Source organism: Bacillus sp. MUM 13 (genome assembly GCF_001866725.1).
Classification (GTDB): Bacteria; Bacillota; Bacilli; order Bacillales; family DSM-1321; genus Peribacillus.
In genome coordinates, this window is record NZ_MLYQ01000119.1 from 1 (window position 1) to 18,080 (window position 18,080).

Below are 18,080 nucleotides of genomic sequence, written 5' to 3' on the forward strand. Positions count from 1 at the left end.
CTACAAAACTATATAAAATGATGATAAAAGGTGAATATGATTTAGTAGTCTCCTACTTAGAAGGACCTGCAACAAGAATAATAAGTGGCTGTCCAAATAAGCATTCAAAATTATTAAACTGGGTTCATACAGAAATCAATAATCCAAAGGAGTTAACCAAATCTTATAGAAGTATAAAAGAATTAGTGAAAAGTTACAACAGTTATGATGCTACAATCTTTGTTTCCAATACAGCTCGTGCAGCTTTTGAAAGGACATTTAAAGGCATTGATGGGAGTATGTTAGTCAAATACAATACAGTTGACACACAGCATATTACTTTGAAGTCAAAAGAGCAAATAAGAGATATTGAAATTAGTAGTAATAGAATAAACCTTATATCCGTTGGTAGATTCACAGAACAGAAAGGATATACCAGGTTAATAAAGATAATGCAATTACTATTAGATAATAAGTTAAATATTCATCTATATTTATTAGGTAAAGGTGAATTGGAAAGTAAGTTTAGAGAAGTTATTAGTGAAGAACGATTGAATGATTATGTAACCATATTAGGGTATAAAGATAATCCCTTTAAGTATGTGAAAAAATGTGATCTATTTGTATGTTCATCTTATAAAGAGGGCTATAGCACGGCCGTCACTGAATCTTTAATCGTTGGCACTCCAGTTGTAACCACCTTTTGTTCAGGGATGGAGGAAATGCTGGGTCCAAATAATGAGTATGGTTTGATTACCGAAAACAGTGATGAATCTCTTTATGAAGGTATAAAACGGATGTTGACAGAACCTGGATTATTGGCTTATTACAAACAGAAAGCTGAAGAAAGAGGGAAAACATTTAGTACTAAAAAAACGGTAAAAGATGTTGAAGAGCTTATAGATAATTTATTATCAGAAAATTAGGAATTATTATAGGTGCTGCCATTGAACTCAGAAGCTTAAGGAACAGAAGGAGTGAATTAATATGAATAAAATTACTGTATTCGATACATCAATTGGAACCTTAAATATGGGTGATGAGATAATTGTAGATTCAATAAATAGAGAATTAAAAATGATGTTTAACGAAAAATCAATGTTTATAAAGTTACCTACTCATGAGCGAATTAGTAGATATAGCCATGGGATATTAAAGAATAGCAGTTTATCATTTGTAGCTGGTACAAATTTATTAACTTCAAGACATAATATTATGAGAGGGAATTCATGGAGAATTAATATTTTAGATGCTTTGAACTTTAATAATGTTATCTTAATGGGAGTAGGTTGGAGCGATTATCAGAGTAATCCTAATTATTTTACAAGGCTAATCTATCAAAATGCTTTAGCAAAAAATTATTATCATTCAGTAAGGGATAATTATACAAAGAAAAAATTAGAGTCTATTGGAATAACCAATGTCTATAATACAGGTTGTGCTACGATGTGGAGATTTACTGAAGTTCATTGTAAACAGATACCATATAAAAAAGCTAAGAACGTTGTATTTACATTAACTGATTATAGAAAAGATCCTGAAAAAGATAGGTTAATGATTGAAATATTACAGAGGAACTATGAAAAAGTATATTTTTGGATTCAGGGGTCAGAAGATTATAAATATATAAAATCTTTAACTAGTTTAGAATCGATAATAATTATTGACCCAACACTAACAGATTTTGATTATATACTCGAGTCAAACGAGGATTTAGATTTTATAGGAACTAGATTACATGCAGGAATAAGGGCAATGCAGAAAAAAAGGAGGAGTATAATAATAGGTGTTGATAATAGGGCTTTGGAGAAAAAAAAAGATTTTAAAATAAACGTGTTAAGTAGAGAGAACATTTCACAATTAGAAGAATATTTAAATGGAAATATATATACAAGTATTAAATTAGATATAGCTTCAATAAATGCTTGGAAAGAACAATTTTTACAATAAAAAAATTATCCTTAATAGGGTTGATGAAGTAAAAAATGAATATATATATAAAATTACTTAATAATTCACTAATCTTTGCTATTGGGAACTTAGGAACTAAATTGATTGTTTTTTTTCTTTTTCCACTTTACACATATTATTTAACAACAAGTGAACTTGGAACTGTTGATTTATTAACAACAACTATAAGTCTTTTGATGCCAATATTTACATTAAGCATACTCGATTCAGTATTAAGATTTGTTATGGACAAAAATTATGATAGGCAAGCAGTATTGATCAATACTATAATTATAATTTTCATTGGTTTTATTTTAATACTCTTTTTCTTTCCTGTTTTAATAATGTTGTTACCATTTGATAATTATATTTATTGGTTTTATTTTTTACTATTAGTACAATCAATTTATGCTACTCTGACAGAATATATCAGATCAAAGGGGATGGTTAGGCTTTTTGCTACTAGTGGGATTATTAATGCACTTATTCTATTAGTCTGCAATATATATCTCCTTGTATTGCTACACCAGGGGACTTTTGGTTATTTGTTGTCTCTAATCATTGCTAATATAGTAAGTAGTTTATTTGTAATTATTACGGGGAAAGTCCAAAAGGAATTTAACGTAAAAAAAATAAACGTTAAATTAATGCAAGAGATGTTACTATATAGTATTCCTTTGATACCTAATTCATTGATGTGGTGGATTATGGGGGCTTCAGATAGATATATCATTAATTACTTTTTAGGTTTAAGTGCAAATGGACTTTATGCTGTAGCGAATAAGATTCCAAGTATTTTAAATATATTTAATTCTATTTTTTTTCAAGCTTGGCAAATGTCAGCTATCGAAGAGGCAAAGTCAAAGGATAAATCAATATTTTTTTCAAATGTTTTTAATATGTTATTTATAACGATGTTATTAACTACATCTCTAATCATTGCACATTTAAAATTTATTATCGAAATCTTAGTTGCAAATACTTATATTAAATCCTGGGAGTATGTTCCGTTTTTGTTGTTGGGAGTTGTATTTTCAAGTTTTTCAAGTTTTTTAGGGACAAATTATATTGCAGCAAAGAAAACATCGGGTGTTTTTAAAACTTCTGTGATTGGGGCAATTATTAATATTATTGCAAATATAATCTTAATTCCATTAATCGGTATAAATGGTGCTTCAATTGGTACAATGCTAAGTTTTTTTGTGATTTGGCTTCTAAGGATTAAGGACACTAAAAAATTTGTAAACATAAAGTTTCATTTAAAAAAGTTAATTCTTATGCTTATTGTTATTCTCACTCAAATAGGTATATTGTACCTCAATTTCAAAATTGAATACTTCATACAATTAGGTTTATTAGTAATTATTATATCGATAAATTATAAAGAAATAAGGGGATTACTAAGTGAATTGAATGGAAAAATATGGAAAAATAGTAAGGCGATTTAAATCACTTTAAGTTAAAACAAACAATTGTATTACTGTTCACTATTAAACGGCAAGGTTTTGTCGAACATTCTTAAGTTAAAAGTGAAGAAGTTGGTTTGTTATGATTATTTCTTTTAAATAATTAAAGTTTGGAGGGAATTTGGATGCCTTATTAATGTTTGTAGTTAAAACGCTACTAATAACCGATTTCACTGTTTTTTAAATGATATAAAAGGCGGTTTAATCCAATCATTTTAATATGATTGGATTTTTTTCATTTATTTTTCATTATTAGTTTTGAATTATATTCTAGTATAAAGAAAATTTCTTCCTTAATCCTGCTATTGAAAATACATTACAAGCAATCAATTAGAATTGATGAGGTGATCAATATGAATATATTAGTTACAGGCGGCGCTGGGTATATAGGGTCGCACACCTGTGTTGCTCTACTAGAAGCAGGACATTCAGTAATAATTGCTGATAATCTATGCAACAGTAATAGTGAGACGGTAGAAAAAATTATGGATATTTCAAATAAAGAAGTTATTTTTTACGAAATTGATGTGACGGATGCTGAAGCTGTTGATAATATATTTAAAAATTATAATATTGATGGTGTTATTCATTTCGCGGGGCTAAAGGCAGTAGGTGAATCTGTAGAAAAGCCATTAGATTATTATTACAATAATATCGTAAGTACTATGGTACTTTCAATAGCTTGTAAGAGACATGCTGTAAATCGGTTCGTCTTTAGCTCATCCGCAACTGTTTATGGGGACAATAAAGTTCCATTTGAAGAGACTATGAACCTTTTACCTACTACCAACCCATACGGCGAAACAAAAGCAATGAGTGAGAGGATTCTAACTGATATAGCTAAAGAAAATCCAAAATTTTCAATTACTCTACTTAGATATTTTAATCCTATCGGTGCCCATGAGAGCGGTTTAATTGGTGAAATCCCTAATGGTATTCCCAATAATCTTATGCCTTATGTTACTCAGGTTGCCAAAAGAAAACTAAAGAAACTTCGAGTTTTTGGAAACGACTATCCAACAATAGATGGCACTGGTGTAAGAGACTATATTCATGTATTGGATTTGGCAGAAGGACATGTTGCAGCGTTAGATAATACAAAGGAAGGAATTCATATTTATAACTTGGGAACCGGTCAAGGTACCAGTGTACTAGAGTTAGTAAAAGCTTTTGAAGAAGCAAATGGAATAGAAGTACCTTATGAAATTGTAAATCGCAGACCCGGAGATATTGCTTCATGCTATGCAGACGTTTCAAAAGCAAAGAGGGAATTAGGCTGGACTGCAAAACGTGATATTATCGCCATGTGTCAAGACGCTTGGCGTTTTGAGAGTAATCATAGGGAAAGAGTTTTTAAATGAGACCAACCAATAGGGCTTTATTGTATCCTGTCTGTAAAAATTCACAGAACGCTTAAATTGAATTACCTAAGAGCGTTAAGCAGAAAAACGAGGGAATGGACATAAGGATTAAATTTCTAACATTAAAGTGTAAAATTTTTTTGAAACCTTTATGAAGTTTTGTCACTTACAATTGCATAACGTTTTCCAAAAATTTCATAATAAGGAGTGGAACAATGGGAAATAGTTTTAATATAGAAAAAAATTTTCCTAGTGAATTAAAGTTATTACTGGAAATTTTAGCTATTGAAAAAGAAGAAGAATATTTTTCAAATTATTCTTTTGAGGAAATTGATTGGGAGGTATTTCTTCAATTAGCTATGCACCATCGTGTTTACCCCATAATTTATTCAAATTTAAAAAAGTTAGATGAAACAGTTATTCCACAATTTGTTATTCAATCTTTATACCAAGGATACCAGAGAAACACAATTAACATGCTTGCATTATGTAGAGAAATGGAACAAATAAGTAATTTATTTATGGAGAACGACATTCCTCTTCTTTTTTTAAAAGGAACAGTTATCGCAGCCGATATTTACGGGGATATTTCTTTAAGAACGTCTAAAGATTTAGATATCCTTATTCCAGTGAATACCCTTCAGAAAGCAGATAAACTTCTTATGAGTTGTGGATTTAAAAAAACTTCAGAACCGCATATTTTAAATGAAGGGAAGTGGAGAATACACCACACCGTTTATTTCCACCCCGAAAGGAATATCCAGCTTGAAATTCATTGGAGGCTGCTACCTCTTCCTAGGAGTGAACCGAGCTTTAACGAACTTTGGGAAAGAAAAAGAGTAAGTACAATAATTAATAGCTACCCGGTTCATTTATTAGGAAAAGAGGATTTATTTTTATTTCTTATATCTCATGGTTCCAAACATGCTTGGTTTCGTCTGCGCTGGCTGTTAGATATTGATAAAATGATAAGAAGTGGAATCGACCTTAACGAAGCAAACTTACTTTTAAAAAAGTATCAAAATCTCCATCTAGTTGGACAAGCACTCATTTTAGCTTCGCAGTTATTAAACACTCCAATTAATGATGAAATGAACCTATTACTTGTAAAAAGCCGTTCAAAGGAGTTAGCACATAAGGCATTAATTATTATAAAAGATATGTTGCCCTGGGATATCCTCACGTCTACTAAATACTATAAACGCTATCGTTTATCCTTGAATTCAAAGGAACTACAAAACATATATTCAATTATAGCATTGTTTTATCCTAGTTCCGCTGACGCAATGATATTAAGGTTACCTAAACCTCTTCATTTTTTATATTTTCCGTTGCGTCCATTTTTATGGGTCTATAGAAATATTAAACCTTTAAAATTAAATCAATAGAGTAATAATCTACAGGATATTCACAGCAAAATACTACAAAAGAATCTTAATTTAATCCTTTAATGTTAAATATTGACACAATTCTCAAAGTAGAGTATTTTTATATCAAGAGGTTCTTTATTAAGAACTTATAGTTCTTAATATGAGAAATCATTAATCTTTTCGACAAATTCATAAAATCTTACGTTGTTAAATTGGGGGATAGGATGAGTGCCATTACAGGTGTCTTTCATTTAGGCAAGGGGGTTTTGAATAATCAATATGGCCATGTTTTAATGAGGGGTTTTTTTAGATATCCTGCCGATCGAATCCTGACTTGGCATACGGACAAGGTTTTTCTGGGCTGCCATGCTCAGTGGATTACTCCTGAGTCTGCGGGGGAGGTGCTGCCGTATTATGATTCTGAAAGGCAGTGTGCCATTACTGCCGATGCTATTATCGACAACAGAAGTGAATTGTTTGGACGGCTGCAGGTTGAAGCATCGGAGCAGACATTTATCACAGACAGTGAAATCATTCTTCTTTCTTACTATAAATGGGGAGAGGATGCTCCGAAGTTTTTGGTTGGTGATTTTGCTTTTATGATTTGGGATCAGAAGAATCAAAGGCTGTTTGGTGCCAGAGATTTTTCGGGAAGCAGGACCCTTTACTATCATAATAATTCTGAAAATTTTGCTTTTTGTTCTACGATTGGCCCGCTATTGTCACTTCCATATGTTCAGAAAAAACTCAACGAAGATTGGCTTGCAGATTATTTGGCGGTTTCTGGCATGATAGATGCTGTCGATTCTTCACTGACTCCTTATCAAACGGTACAGCAAGTGCCTCCTTCACACAGTATTACAATAGAAAATAGTATAGTATCTGTGAAAAGATATTCATACTTAACTCAGGTTAAGCGGCTGAAGCTAAGTTCTGATGAAGAATATGTCGAAGCGTTTCAGAGTGTTTTTCAGGAAGCTGTAAATTCTCGGTTAAGAACAAATCGAAATGTCGGGTCACAGCTAAGCGGGGGCCTAGATTCTGGTGCTGTAGTTGCCTTTGCCGCTAAAAAGCTGCAAAGCGAGGGAAAACCGCTTCATACATTCAGTTATTTTCCTCCCAATGATTTTAAAGACTTTACTCCCAAATACTTAATGGCAGATGAAAGGCCTTACGTCAAATCTACTGTCGAGTATGTGGGGGGGATTGCCGATCATTATGATAATTTCATGGGGAGAGATTCCTACTCGGAAATTGATGATTTTCTAGACGTTCTGGAAATGCCTTATAAATTTTTCGAGAACTCATTTTGGTTAAAAGGTATGTTTGAAAATGCCTTTAAAGAAAACATAGGGGTTTTACTGAATGGTGACAGGGGCAATTTCTCCGTGTCATGGGGTTTCCCCTTAGAATATTATTCTATTCTATTAAAAAGATTGAAATGGATCCGTCTTAATCAAGAATTGCTTCAGTATCAAAGAAGTGTCGGCGGCTCCAGAAAGCGGAATCTGCAATATATTGCGAGGATTGCCTTTCCGATAATAGATCGGGTCATCCCCGAAGGGACACCCTACAAAATACCTTTATTAATTAACCCTGCATTTGCTGAAAGAACGAAAGTGTATTCTAAATTTAACGAATATGGAATAGATCATTCTGGCTGGTATTCCAATACAAACATCTTTTATGAAAGAAAAAAGCACTTTGAAGACATTTTCCAGTGGAATGCAGGAAACACACTAACATCCAAGCTTTCTTTAAGATACTCGTTATGGAAACGAGATCCCACCAATGATTTGCGTGTCATCCGCTTCTGTTTATCACTTCCAGAAAACCAATATGTTCAGAACGGCATAGACCGGGCACTGATTAGAAGGGGTACAGAAAATTATTTACCGGACGAAATTAGGATGAATCAGCGCATTCGAGGGGTACAGGGTGCTGATTGGGTGCACCGGATGCTTCCTAAGTGGGATGTAATTAAAAATGAACTCCAGCAGCTTGGCACGGATGATTGTGCAATGGAATATTTAGATGGCCAAGCCATTAAGACAGCACTATCAAAAATGAAAGAGGCACCAAGCCCTGAAGCTGCAACAGACCCGAATCTTAAATTTCTAATGAGAAGTTTAATAGTGGGACGGTTTCTAAAAAGGTTCCATTAAAGGAGGTGAATTCAATGAAAAAGGATTGGACAAAACCTGAATTAGAAATTTTGGATGTGAATAAAACTATGCTGGGGACTAGTGGTGATTACACTGATGCTGCTTTTCCGACACATACTCCAAAAGGAGATGTAACGTACGGCAGTTAATTAATTGTTTTGTGAACACAGAACTAATTATATTTTCGTAACAGGCCCCTATTTTATATAGGGGTTTTACAAAAATTTCAGAGATTCTTATGAAAACAAAAGCTTTTAAGACTGATATCATGATTTTTATTCGAATGGAGCGAGTCAGTTATGATCAGTACTGCACCGAAGACTTTTTATAAAGCGTTCGGATTAACCGTTTCAAGTGATATTCACCTTCCTGAATTACCCCTATGTAAGCTGGATAGTGATGGTGAACCAGATGTCGTCATTGAAGAAGCTCAGCTGTATAACCTGTGGTGTATGTATTCTGAACCAGGAGAAGACTTTGTTATCAAGCAAAATTCGATTATGTTTTATTTATCTGGCAAAGGCATTTTTTTAATTCAGGATGGTAAAAAGATTTTCTTTTCTCCATTTGAAGGCAGTCATGAGCGGGAAATTCGCCTTTATCTTCTTGGAACCTGTATGGGGGCCATTTTATTGCAGCGGGAAATCATGCCTATTCACGGAAGTGCCATTGATATTGACGGGAAGGCCTATGCGATTGTCGGAGATTCAGGTGCAGGGAAATCTACTACCGCGTCCGCCTTGATGAAGAGAGGATATCGCTTGCTGAGTGATGATGTGATTCCAGTCACATTGAGTGACGATCATCAGCCAATTGTCACACCTTCTTATCCGCAGCAGAAATTATGGCTTGATAGCCTGCAGCATTTTGGCATGAACTCCAGCCAGTTTCAGCCGCTGATCGTCAGGGAAGATAAATTTGCCGTTCCTGTTTCCTCACAGTTTGCTGCTGAGTCTTTGCCGCTTGCTGGTGTGTTTGAATTAGTTAGTGATGACATTGATATGATTGAAATAAAGCAGTTTTCAGGTTTAGAGCGATTTTATAAGCTGTTTTATCATACGTACCGGAATTTTTTTCTCCAGCGTTCCGGTTTAATGGAGTGGCATTTTAACCTTTGTACAAAAATGATTAATCAATTCGGCTTTTATCAGCTGCGGAGACCAGTTAACCGTTTCACAGCGAATGACTTAGCAGATATGATCATAAAAACAATACATGATGGAGGGAAAAGGTTATGATCCGTACTCAGCCATTCACTAAAGAAAGCATGGTTGTTCAAAGCCCAGGGAATATCGTCAGCAATATGGATGGAGAAAAAGTGATGTTAAGCATTGATAAGGGCAAGTATTATAATCTTGGGGTATTAGGCGGGGAAATCTGGGATTGTATAAAAGAGCCAATAGCCCTTCAGGATTTATGCAGTCATCTAACTTCCCAGTATAATGTAGCTCCGGAAGAATGCGAACATCAGGTCACTGCCTTTTTGAATCAAATGCTGGAAGAAGAATTGATACACATTAAGGGAATCAATTAATCGTTTCATCATCTTCTGGCAGGAGGAAATCATGAACATATACAGAAAGGCAAAATCATTCTTAAAATTCGACATGGAAACAAAGCTTCTATTGATGGAGGCTTTCATCCAGTTAGGCAGGGCCCGGTATCTTAAAAGCATCCCCTTTTCAAAGGTGGCTCTTACTTTAGGAGTGGCGCTAAAGGAGACATCGTTTAATGCCGAAACGCTAGACAAAGAGGTTTTAGCCCGTATTTCTAAAGCTATTCACATTATGAGCCGATATACGTTTTGGGAAAGCCAGTGCCTTGTTAAGGCTATAGCGGGAATGAAAATGCTTGAGAAAAGAAACATTGAAAGCACTCTTTATCTAGGCACGGCCAAGGATGAACAGGGTGATCTTATCGCACATGCATGGCTGAGGAGCGGCCCCTTTTATCTGACAGGTGCCGAGGTCATGGAAAGGTTCACTGTTGTTGCCCGTTTTGCTAATGAACCCGTTTTGAAACTGCCGGGTTAGAAATTATGCCCTTGCTGTGGCTTGTATCCTCCTTTTTGAAGGGATAGTGATTATATAAGTGAAGCTGTATGTTCATCGTTTTTCAACTGAATTTGTATCATCTTCTATCTTTTCAACATTCTCTGCCGTTTATTGGGAAGGGAGGATAGAGTTTGAGCCATCTCTGGTACTTTACCAAGCAAATCTGCCGTTACTCCGGCAGAGTCCTTTATATTAATCTGCTATGCATGATGTTCATAGGATTGATTGAAAGCGCAGGGATTTTTTTATTAATACCTTTAATCGGCTTAACGGGAATCCTGGATATAAACACTGGTAAGCTGCCAGTATTAAAGACTCTAAATACCTTCTTTCAGTCCATGCCTGAAACGGTAAGCCTTGTGATTATTTTGGGTGCTTATGTTTTGCTGATGATCGGACAAAGTATTTTCAAACGGCAGCAGACCATATTAGGCGCAAAGATTCAGCAGAATTTTATCAGTCAGGTTAGAGATGAGACCTACAAAAGCCTCTTGAAAGCGAATTGGGGATTTTTTCTTAAAAAAAGGAAGGCCGATATTATCAACATCATGACAAATGAAACGTTTCATGTAAGTGCAGGCATTCAACTATTTCTGCAGTTTTTATCCTCCTTTGTGTTTACGTTTATCCAAGTAGGAATCGCATTTTATTTATCGGTTAAAATGACAGGTTTCCTTTTGTTTTTTGGTGTATTGCTGATTGTTTTTTCGAAAACCTTCATTAGAAAATCACAATCACTTGGAAAGGAACAAGTTCTGCTGACGCAATCATATTTAGCTGGCATAACCGATCATTTTAATGGGATTAAGGATATCAAAAGCAATTCACTGGAAGAGGTTCATGTAAACTGGTTTCAATCGTTAAATGAAAAAATGGAGAAAAACAGAATTCAATCAACAACTGTGAATTCAACTTCTCAAATGACATTTAAAATTTTCTCTGCCTGTTTAATTGCCATTTTTGTTTTTGTTTCGATAAAGATGTTCATGGCTCAAACTGCACAGCTCATGCTGATTACGGTCATTTTTTCAAGACTGTGGCCAAGTATTACAGGCATTCAGTCCAACCTTGAAATGATAGGGGCGATTATCCCTTCTTTCAAAGCAGTAGCAGATCTGCAACATGAGTGTGTGGAAGCGAGGGAGCTTGAAGAGTATCATAATAAAACAGTACGTCCTATTAATATGGAACAGGGCTTTAGCTGCCATCATGTGTTTTTCAGATACAGCCAAAAAGAAGATATATATGCTCTTCAGGATATTAACATTAATATTCCTGCGAACCGTATGACAGCTGTTGTAGGACGTTCAGGAGCCGGAAAGAGTACGCTGATTGATTTGTTCATGGGATTGAACAAGCCTGAAAGCGGACATGTAAGCATTGATGGAATCCCGCTTAGCGGTGAAAGGATATTAGCGTTAAGAAAAGCCATGAGTTATATTCCTCAAGATCCGTTTCTGTTTAATACGACACTGCGGGAAAATTTAATGATCATTAAAGAGAATGCCAGCGAAGAAAGCATATGGGAAGCATTGGAGTTTGCAGCAGCAGCAGATTTTGTCAAAAAGCTCCCCAAAGGTCTCGATACATTGATTGGCGACCGGGGAATCAGGCTGTCTGGGGGAGAAAGGCAGCGGATTGTACTGGCCCGGGCTATTCTCAGGAAACCATCGATACTTATACTAGATGAAGCAACAAGCGCGCTCGATACAGAAAATGAAGCGAAAATCCAAGGTGCCATCGACAAGCTGAAGGGCACCATGACCATCATTGTTATTGCCCACAGATTAACCACCATTCGGAATGCCGATCAGGTGCTCGTCATGGATGGGGGAAAGGTGATTCAAATGGGAGAGTACCGGGTGCTGGAAAAGGAAAAAAGAGGGATGTTCAGCGGGATGCTTGGTGTACAAGTTGAATCTACTATGTGATGTAGTAAAAACATGTTTAATTAGATGGTTATTGATCTATTAGAAGAAAAAAATTTCGAAATATAAAAGATGCATACTTCTTTTTTTACTTTTAATGGTAAAATCTATTGTTATACAAACTAAATAAATGAAGGAAGATTAATTTGGAGAGAGTAAAGACATCAAATGAAGAATTTTATAACATTCTTAGGGACGCATTTGAAAAGGGCGAGAGTGAAGTATGCGTACCTATCAATGAATTTGTAGAAGATTTGTCAGCGAAGTTATTGATGATTATTAAAGGATCATAGCAGTCATTTACTTATTCTGACGGATAAGGAGATGCTCCATTTTACCTGATTCTAAATATATGTAAATACCAAAAGCCCGCTAATCTTCCAGACTAGCGGGCTTTTTCAGCTAGTCATAAGGAATCTTCAGTAAGCTATTGTCCTAGTAATCTTCCATAAGTTGGAGTATTAAAGGATTCTCTTTCTGATGTTATAATTACTTGCCTATTAATTTCCACTATCCGCTAAAGGTGGATGGGTGTGGATATAGTGGGGGGATTATCATTTTTTTTATAAAGGAAAGAGGGGCTCATCTAGTATGGGAAGTTTGAAAAAGTTATTGGCTGTGATTGCTGTTTTTATCTTATTATTCGGTATGCTATCACATTCTGCTTCAGCCAGCAGCAAGTATACGTATTATGTACACAAAACAGCTTATTTGTATAGTTCAACAAAAAGTTCAAAGGTAAAATTGAAAACCATTGATATTAATGTGAAGCTAACAACCTATTCAAAAAAGACATCTTCAATGTTCAAAGTTACCTACGGGGGAAAAACAGGGTATGTGTATAAATCATATTTATCCACAGGAACTACAGCTGTTACCAGATATGTAAAATCAGCTTCAAATCTGTACACTTCCACTAGTTCTAATAAGAAGAAAATAGCTTCTATTACCGTGGGAACAGCGCTGACGACTAGAAGTCCGCTTTCGTCCACGATGTATAAAGTGACGTACAAGGGTAAAACGGGATATGTATACAAAAGCGGCTTGTCTTCCCAAAAGCCAGCAGCTACAGGGCATGCATTCGGACAAAGTGTACGCTACGGCAGTCTGGAAGTAATGGTAGGATTACCTGAAAATGTCGATCCATATTATGCATTTCAGGATGATTATTCTGGAGTAAATAACGTTGTCCAATTTTATGTGACAGTGAAAAACATCGGGAAAGACACACAGTACGTTGATGGCGGCACTGACTTGAATTTGTATAGCGGCAGTGTGTATCAGCATCCATATTACCCAATCTATAATGACAATACAATCATGGGCACCCTGCATCCGGGATCAATGACAAGCGGATATGTTTACTATGAAACGGATCCGGGCTTGAATTTAAAACTGGTATTTGATAACTATCAATACGATAGGAACTTTAACAAAATAAAAGCCATTAGCTTTACCGGCAGAAATTGATTGGATCTTTATGTACATTACAAAGGGAGAGTGTTCACCGTCCATGGTGAATGCTCTCCTTTTTTTGTAACCAGGTATGAATAACTTTTTGTCTAGTTTATAAGTTATAATGGTAATTGGATAGAAGCAGTCCTATTTTTACATGAAAGCAGATGAAAAGAATGAATAACCGAATCAAAATATCACTTATGGCTATCATATTGCTGATTTGTATGGGCTTTATGTTCCGCGCCTCCAATACCCCTTATCACCAGCAGGATATCAAACCGCAATTGAGGAGTCTTATCACGCTTACACCACATTCACTGCCTGACCTTTCTTTTTCGTATGATCATGAAGTAGTGACGTCAAAACTTCCTTATGATTTTATTGAATTTATCATCCGGAAATGCGGCCACATTTTTGAATATACGGTGCTTACACTGATATTCTTAGCATTATGGAGCAGCACCAGGCTGCGTGAAGGATTAGTTGTTGTGATTAGTTTTGTATGCTCGTTTGTTTTTGCCTGCAGTGATGAGTATCATCAATCATTTGTAGCTGATAGGACCGGGCATTTTATTGATGTGTATACATTCGATTCAGCCGGGATGATACTCGCCATTTTACTTTATGTTTTATTTGGTGCAGTGAGGAAAAGGAGGTCCGGTAGAAAGTATGAAGCTAAATAACATCCATCATATTGCCATCATTTGTTCTGATTATGAAAAGTCGAAGGATTTCTATGTCAGAGTTCTTGGGTTAAAACCGATTCGAGAAGAATACCGAAAAGAAAGAGAGTCGTATAAGCTGGATTTAGAGGTGAACGGACGGTATGCCATAGAATTATTTTCCTTTCCTGAACCGCCCAAGCGCCCGAGTTATCCGGAAGCTGCAGGCCTTCGTCACCTTGCTTTTGAAGTAGAAAACATAGAAGAGGCAGTAAAAGAACTGGCAGGAGAAAGTATAAGCGCTGAGACCATTCGGATTGATCCATATACAGATAAAAAATTCACCTTTTTCAATGATCCGGATGGGCTGCCGATTGAACTTTACGAGATTTAGAAAAATAGTTGCTCGTGGCCAACATATATGCCTATAAAACTATATGTTCAGTCAGTTGATAGGTATAAATACTCATTATTTCCACGGATTAATTTCGTACAATATCCCTATAATCATAATTCGTTATAAGGGCAAAGCCATTGAAAAGTGGTGACGCAAAGCTAAAGGGGCTTCATTGTTACACACTAAGCCAGCCAGCTGCCGAAACTACCTTCCAGCGAATTATGGGACTTGGGAGGGATTGTATGATTAACTTTGTGATAGGGGTATTTGCCGGATCCTTTTTTATGATGATTATAATGAGTTTAATGTTTGCAGCTAAAAGAGGCGATATGTATCAGTGATAAGGAATAGATAACCGGATGCCACCAGGTGTCTGGTTTTTTTATGAAAAAGTGATAGAGTATTGCACAAAAATCTGCCGTTCGACTGGCATCGGTTAATTCGATTGTAAGAGGGATGAAATCACAGCAAAATGAATAAGATGAATTTGTCTAAATAACAAGCTTATCACCTATCTGGTGATGGGCTTTTAAGCATGTACTTGAGATACAGCCAACGTTTTGGATCTAACACTTAAATTTGGTAAACAATACCATTAGACCTTTATTTCAATCCCCTTTCTTGTATAATGATACTAAATACTTAAGAGGAGGAAATTAATATGCAAAAAAACTTAACATTCTTTTCAAACCAACAAGTAGGGGTGAACAATAGAATAGTAAGTTTTTAAAGGCTTATTCGAAATCATTCACTCCTGCTTGTTTGTTATTTAACAAACCATTTATTTATCATAGCAGGAGGATAAAAATGTATGAAAAAAGGTACGTTATCTTCACATAATATTCGTGTTTTATTTTGGTCTAGTTTATTTGGAAGTGTTCAGTTCATCCAGCCTGTACTTGCTCTGTTTTATTTTGCAAGAGGGCTCGATGAAGCGTCAATACTTTGGGTCATGCTCTTTTGGAGTATAGGTGTTTTAATTGGGGAAGTCCCAACTGGTATGTTTGCAGATCGGTATGGGGCAAAACAATCGTTTATGATAGGTGCCATATTGAGCATTGTTAGTCATAGTATGCTTTTATGGGCTTATGAACCATGGGTGTTCTTTGCCAGTAGTCTTGTAAGTGGTTTTGCCGTTACCTTTTTTAGTGGTGCAGATGAAGCATTACTATACGAATCATTAAAAGAGTCTAATGAAGAAAACATGATGGATAGAGCCATGGGTCTCATTCAATCGGCGCAATTTATTATTATGGTAGTCGTACTGATTCTGGGAGCAATAATTGCTAAAGACTTAACGAACAAGCAATTTAATTTGCTTATTGTGCTAGGTATCGTTTTTCAATCGGTCCAACTTGTCATACTAACTTTTATAAAAAATCCATCAAACCACGGAAATTATCGTGAAAATCCATTTAATCAAGTTAAAGAAGGCATTCTTGTGATAAAAAAAGCGCCACAAGTATTATGGATGTTTTTAAATATTACTCTGGTGTTTATCCCAACAGCAGCCATCTTCGTATTGACAGGGCTATTAAATAATAGTAAATTTATACCATAACATTCTATATAAAGAACGAATTATTCTTAATACAGTCATGGTGCGATTTATTAAGCTATCACTCTAATTCTAGAGAAAAGCAAACTTTCCGAAAGGATAGGACGCAAAGCCGCAGATCTAAGGCAAATGCTAAGATGGCTGGGCTGCCACAAAAAGGATGAAGGACATTATGCCATTATTTTATATGAAAGAAATATGGACCCCACTGAAAATGATCGGTATCAGATTTTATAGAGCAGATGATGATATTCTTTATATTAAGTTTTTAAGTAAGCCCCGCAGGAAGGTTATGCGATAATTTTTCGGGTTGTTTTGTTCTTTATTAAGAATTTTAAGACAGGTATAGACGAACAAAAACAGCATTAAAAATTCAAATGTGAATTTTAATGCTGTTTTTTGTGTTTCATAAGCAACTACATAGGATTGGTGAAATGCTGCAATTTTTTATCCAGTTTAAAGATTTTGTATTTCCAATACATTGTATCTGAGTAATCCGCAGATATCATAAATACACCTTTATCTGTAGTCACTTCATAGGTATCGCTGCCCAGATAGTTTACATCAGTGATTTTGTATCCTTTAAAGTATCGCGCCAATTCATCGATTTCTTTTATGCTATGCTGGTTTATTAAGCCTAAGCTATTTTTGAACAATACCCCTGTCAGGTTATAGGGTGCTAAAACACTTATGTAGAAAACGAAAGCTATTAAAACAATGGCTGATGACAATGTAATGATCCATGAGCGGCGTTTCATATCCTATCCCCTAACCAGAAACCTTCGTAAAGAAACCATCCCTAATTTTACTAAATAGTACCATAAAAAAAGAAAAAGGAAAGGTGTTTCTTTCCTTTTTCTAACGTGTTTTATGCCTTAAGCGCAATTTGAATCATCAGTTCAATCGCTGTAGGAATGGCTTCCTCGTCAATATCAAAGCGAGGGTGGTGGTGCGGGTATTGGCTCTTTTCACTTTGCATGCCCACATCAATGAAGGCGCCCCTTGTTTCTTTTAGGTAGTAAGAGAAATCCTCTGCGCCTGTTGATGGCTCCACGGGTACGAAGGTGTCAGCACCAAAGGTTTCTTCTATGACGTTTTGTGCAAATTCACATGCTTCCGGATGGTTGTAAAGCGGGATGGTTCCTTCGATATATTCATAGTGTCCTTTTGCACCGAAGCTTGCGCAAAGCATTTCTGTCAGCTGCCTGGTTTTTGATTGAAGCAGGTCGGCTGCTTCGTACGTCATGGCTCTCATAGTGCCTTGAAGTTTTACTTCAGACGGGATCACATTGTAGGAATTTCCGGCCTGCAGAGAACCGATTGAGATGACGCCTGCTTCCTGTGGCGAAAGATTGCGGCTGATGATAGATTGGAAAGCCTGAATCAAGTGTGTGGCCACGTAAACAGGATCCACTGCCAGGTGCGGCTGCCCCGCATGTCCTCCGACTCCTTCTATCGTAATATCAAAATCATTGCAGGAAGCACGGGATGCTCCGACTGCAAATCCGATTTTCCCAAGAGCAAGGCTTGACATTAAATGAATCCCGTAGATTTCGTCCACTCCCTCGAGTACCCCTTCACGAACCAGCTTTTGAGCGCCGCTTGGCGAGGCTTCTTCAGAGCTTTGGAAAATGAGGCGGATATTATTTTTCACTAACTCAGGATTCTCGCTCAGCCATTTAGACACGCTAAGCAAAATGGCGGTATGGCCATCATGTCCGCAGGCATGCAT

Annotated in this window: 18 protein-coding genes and 2 riboswitches; of the genes, 16 read left to right on the forward strand and 2 right to left on the reverse strand. The window is 36.0% G+C overall.

The window, feature by feature from the left end; genetic code table 11:
* The 16 genes from BIV59_RS20630 to BIV59_RS20695 all read left to right on the forward strand — a co-directional run.
* The coding region (locus BIV59_RS20630) for a glycosyltransferase (RefSeq protein WP_071353346.1) at positions 1-905 on the forward strand (905 nt) is incomplete at its 5' end.
* Positions 906-966: 61 nt separating this feature from the next.
* Positions 967-1,929, forward strand: coding sequence for a polysaccharide pyruvyl transferase family protein (locus tag BIV59_RS20635; RefSeq protein ID WP_071353347.1), 963 nt, complete (start codon positions 967-969; stop codon positions 1,927-1,929).
* A gap of 35 nt (positions 1,930-1,964) precedes the next feature.
* Complete coding sequence (locus BIV59_RS20640) at positions 1,965-3,377, forward strand: lipopolysaccharide biosynthesis protein (protein ID WP_071353348.1); 1,413 nt, start codon at positions 1,965-1,967, stop codon at positions 3,375-3,377.
* Between the two features lie 371 nt (positions 3,378-3,748).
* Positions 3,749-4,756, forward strand: a complete 1,008-nt coding sequence (gene galE / locus BIV59_RS20645) for a UDP-glucose 4-epimerase GalE (protein WP_071353349.1) — start codon at positions 3,749-3,751, stop codon at positions 4,754-4,756.
* 215 nt (positions 4,757-4,971) lie between these two features.
* Complete coding sequence (locus BIV59_RS20650; RefSeq protein WP_071353350.1) at positions 4,972-6,144, forward strand: nucleotidyltransferase domain-containing protein; 1,173 nt, start codon at positions 4,972-4,974, stop codon at positions 6,142-6,144.
* A 206-nt stretch (positions 6,145-6,350) separates the two neighbouring features.
* Complete coding sequence (locus BIV59_RS20655) at positions 6,351-8,291, forward strand: lasso peptide isopeptide bond-forming cyclase (RefSeq protein WP_071353351.1); 1,941 nt, start codon at positions 6,351-6,353, stop codon at positions 8,289-8,291.
* 14 nt (positions 8,292-8,305) lie between these two features.
* Positions 8,306-8,440, forward strand: coding sequence for a paeninodin family lasso peptide (locus BIV59_RS23400; protein WP_139194435.1), 135 nt, complete (start codon positions 8,306-8,308; stop codon positions 8,438-8,440).
* A gap of 150 nt (positions 8,441-8,590) precedes the next feature.
* Positions 8,591-9,529 carry an HPr kinase/phosphorylase gene (locus BIV59_RS20660; RefSeq protein WP_071353352.1) on the forward strand — a complete coding sequence of 313 codons (939 nt, stop codon included), beginning with the start codon at positions 8,591-8,593 and terminating at the stop codon, positions 9,527-9,529.
* On the forward strand, positions 9,526-9,825 hold the full coding sequence (locus BIV59_RS20665; protein WP_071353353.1) for a lasso peptide biosynthesis PqqD family chaperone: 300 nt from the start codon (positions 9,526-9,528) through the stop codon (positions 9,823-9,825). The genes BIV59_RS20660 and BIV59_RS20665 overlap by 4 nt, the downstream gene beginning before the upstream one ends.
* A 31-nt stretch (positions 9,826-9,856) precedes the next feature.
* A complete protein-coding gene (locus BIV59_RS20670) occupies positions 9,857-10,324 on the forward strand; it encodes a lasso peptide biosynthesis B2 protein (RefSeq protein WP_071353354.1) in 468 nt (155 codons plus the stop codon).
* Between the two features lie 152 nt (positions 10,325-10,476).
* Positions 10,477-12,276: an ABC transporter ATP-binding protein gene (locus BIV59_RS20675; RefSeq protein WP_071353355.1), complete on the forward strand. Its 1,800-nt coding sequence runs from the start codon at positions 10,477-10,479 to the stop codon at positions 12,274-12,276.
* 143 nt (positions 12,277-12,419) lie between these two features.
* Entirely contained in the window at positions 12,420-12,566 is a 147-nt protein-coding gene (locus BIV59_RS23845; RefSeq protein WP_170846215.1) for a YwzD family small protein, read from the forward strand.
* 298 nt (positions 12,567-12,864) lie between these two features.
* The gene (locus BIV59_RS20680) at positions 12,865-13,743 is read left to right on the forward strand and encodes a DUF4352 domain-containing protein (RefSeq protein ID WP_071353356.1); all 879 of its coding nucleotides are present in this window, start codon (positions 12,865-12,867) and stop codon (positions 13,741-13,743) included.
* A gap of 161 nt (positions 13,744-13,904) precedes the next feature.
* On the forward strand, positions 13,905-14,414 hold the full coding sequence (locus BIV59_RS20685) for a VanZ family protein (protein WP_071353357.1): 510 nt from the start codon (positions 13,905-13,907) through the stop codon (positions 14,412-14,414).
* Positions 14,401-14,787, forward strand: coding sequence for an SMU1112c/YaeR family gloxylase I-like metalloprotein (gene gloA2 / locus BIV59_RS20690; protein ID WP_071353358.1), 387 nt, complete (start codon positions 14,401-14,403; stop codon positions 14,785-14,787). Before BIV59_RS20685 ends, gloA2 begins: the two co-directional genes overlap by 14 nt.
* 120 nt (positions 14,788-14,907) lie before the next feature.
* A riboswitch (cyclic di-GMP riboswitch) is annotated at positions 14,908-14,993 on the forward strand.
* Between the two features lie 608 nt (positions 14,994-15,601).
* Positions 15,602-16,351 carry an MFS transporter gene (locus tag BIV59_RS20695; RefSeq protein ID WP_083392297.1) on the forward strand — a complete coding sequence of 250 codons (750 nt, stop codon included), beginning with the start codon at positions 15,602-15,604 and terminating at the stop codon, positions 16,349-16,351.
* Positions 16,352-16,419: 68 nt separating this feature from the next.
* Positions 16,420-16,502, forward strand: a riboswitch (cyclic di-GMP riboswitch).
* A 262-nt stretch (positions 16,503-16,764) separates the two neighbouring features.
* Here the strand turns inward: BIV59_RS20695 and BIV59_RS20700 are convergent.
* Positions 16,765-17,106: a hypothetical protein gene (locus BIV59_RS20700; protein ID WP_071353359.1), complete on the reverse strand. Its 342-nt coding sequence runs from the start codon at positions 17,104-17,106 to the stop codon at positions 16,765-16,767.
* A gap of 110 nt (positions 17,107-17,216) precedes the next feature.
* Positions 17,217-18,080 (reverse strand): M20 metallopeptidase family protein (locus tag BIV59_RS20705; protein WP_071353360.1); only part of this gene is annotated, 864 nt, incomplete at its 5' end.

Coding starts and splice junctions, on each gene's coding strand:
- BIV59_RS20635 (WP_071353347.1), top strand. CDS start 967: ATGAATAAAATTACTGTATTCGATACATCAATTGGAACCTTAAATATG.
- BIV59_RS20640 (WP_071353348.1), top strand. CDS start 1,965: ATGAATATATATATAAAATTACTTAATAATTCACTAATCTTTGCTATT.
- galE (WP_071353349.1), top strand. CDS start 3,749: ATGAATATATTAGTTACAGGCGGCGCTGGGTATATAGGGTCGCACACC.
- BIV59_RS20650 (WP_071353350.1), top strand. CDS start 4,972: ATGGGAAATAGTTTTAATATAGAAAAAAATTTTCCTAGTGAATTAAAG.
- BIV59_RS20655 (WP_071353351.1), top strand. CDS start 6,351: ATGAGTGCCATTACAGGTGTCTTTCATTTAGGCAAGGGGGTTTTGAAT.
- BIV59_RS23400 (WP_139194435.1), top strand. CDS start 8,306: ATGAAAAAGGATTGGACAAAACCTGAATTAGAAATTTTGGATGTGAAT.
- BIV59_RS20660 (WP_071353352.1), top strand. CDS start 8,591: ATGATCAGTACTGCACCGAAGACTTTTTATAAAGCGTTCGGATTAACC.
- BIV59_RS20665 (WP_071353353.1), top strand. CDS start 9,526: ATGATCCGTACTCAGCCATTCACTAAAGAAAGCATGGTTGTTCAAAGC.
- BIV59_RS20670 (WP_071353354.1), top strand. CDS start 9,857: ATGAACATATACAGAAAGGCAAAATCATTCTTAAAATTCGACATGGAA.
- BIV59_RS20680 (WP_071353356.1), top strand. CDS start 12,865: ATGGGAAGTTTGAAAAAGTTATTGGCTGTGATTGCTGTTTTTATCTTA.
- BIV59_RS20685 (WP_071353357.1), top strand. CDS start 13,905: ATGAATAACCGAATCAAAATATCACTTATGGCTATCATATTGCTGATT.
- gloA2 (WP_071353358.1), top strand. CDS start 14,401: ATGAAGCTAAATAACATCCATCATATTGCCATCATTTGTTCTGATTAT.
- BIV59_RS20695 (WP_083392297.1), top strand. CDS start 15,602: ATGAAAAAAGGTACGTTATCTTCACATAATATTCGTGTTTTATTTTGG.
- BIV59_RS20700 (WP_071353359.1), bottom strand. CDS start 17,106: ATGAAACGCCGCTCATGGATCATTACATTGTCATCAGCCATTGTTTTA.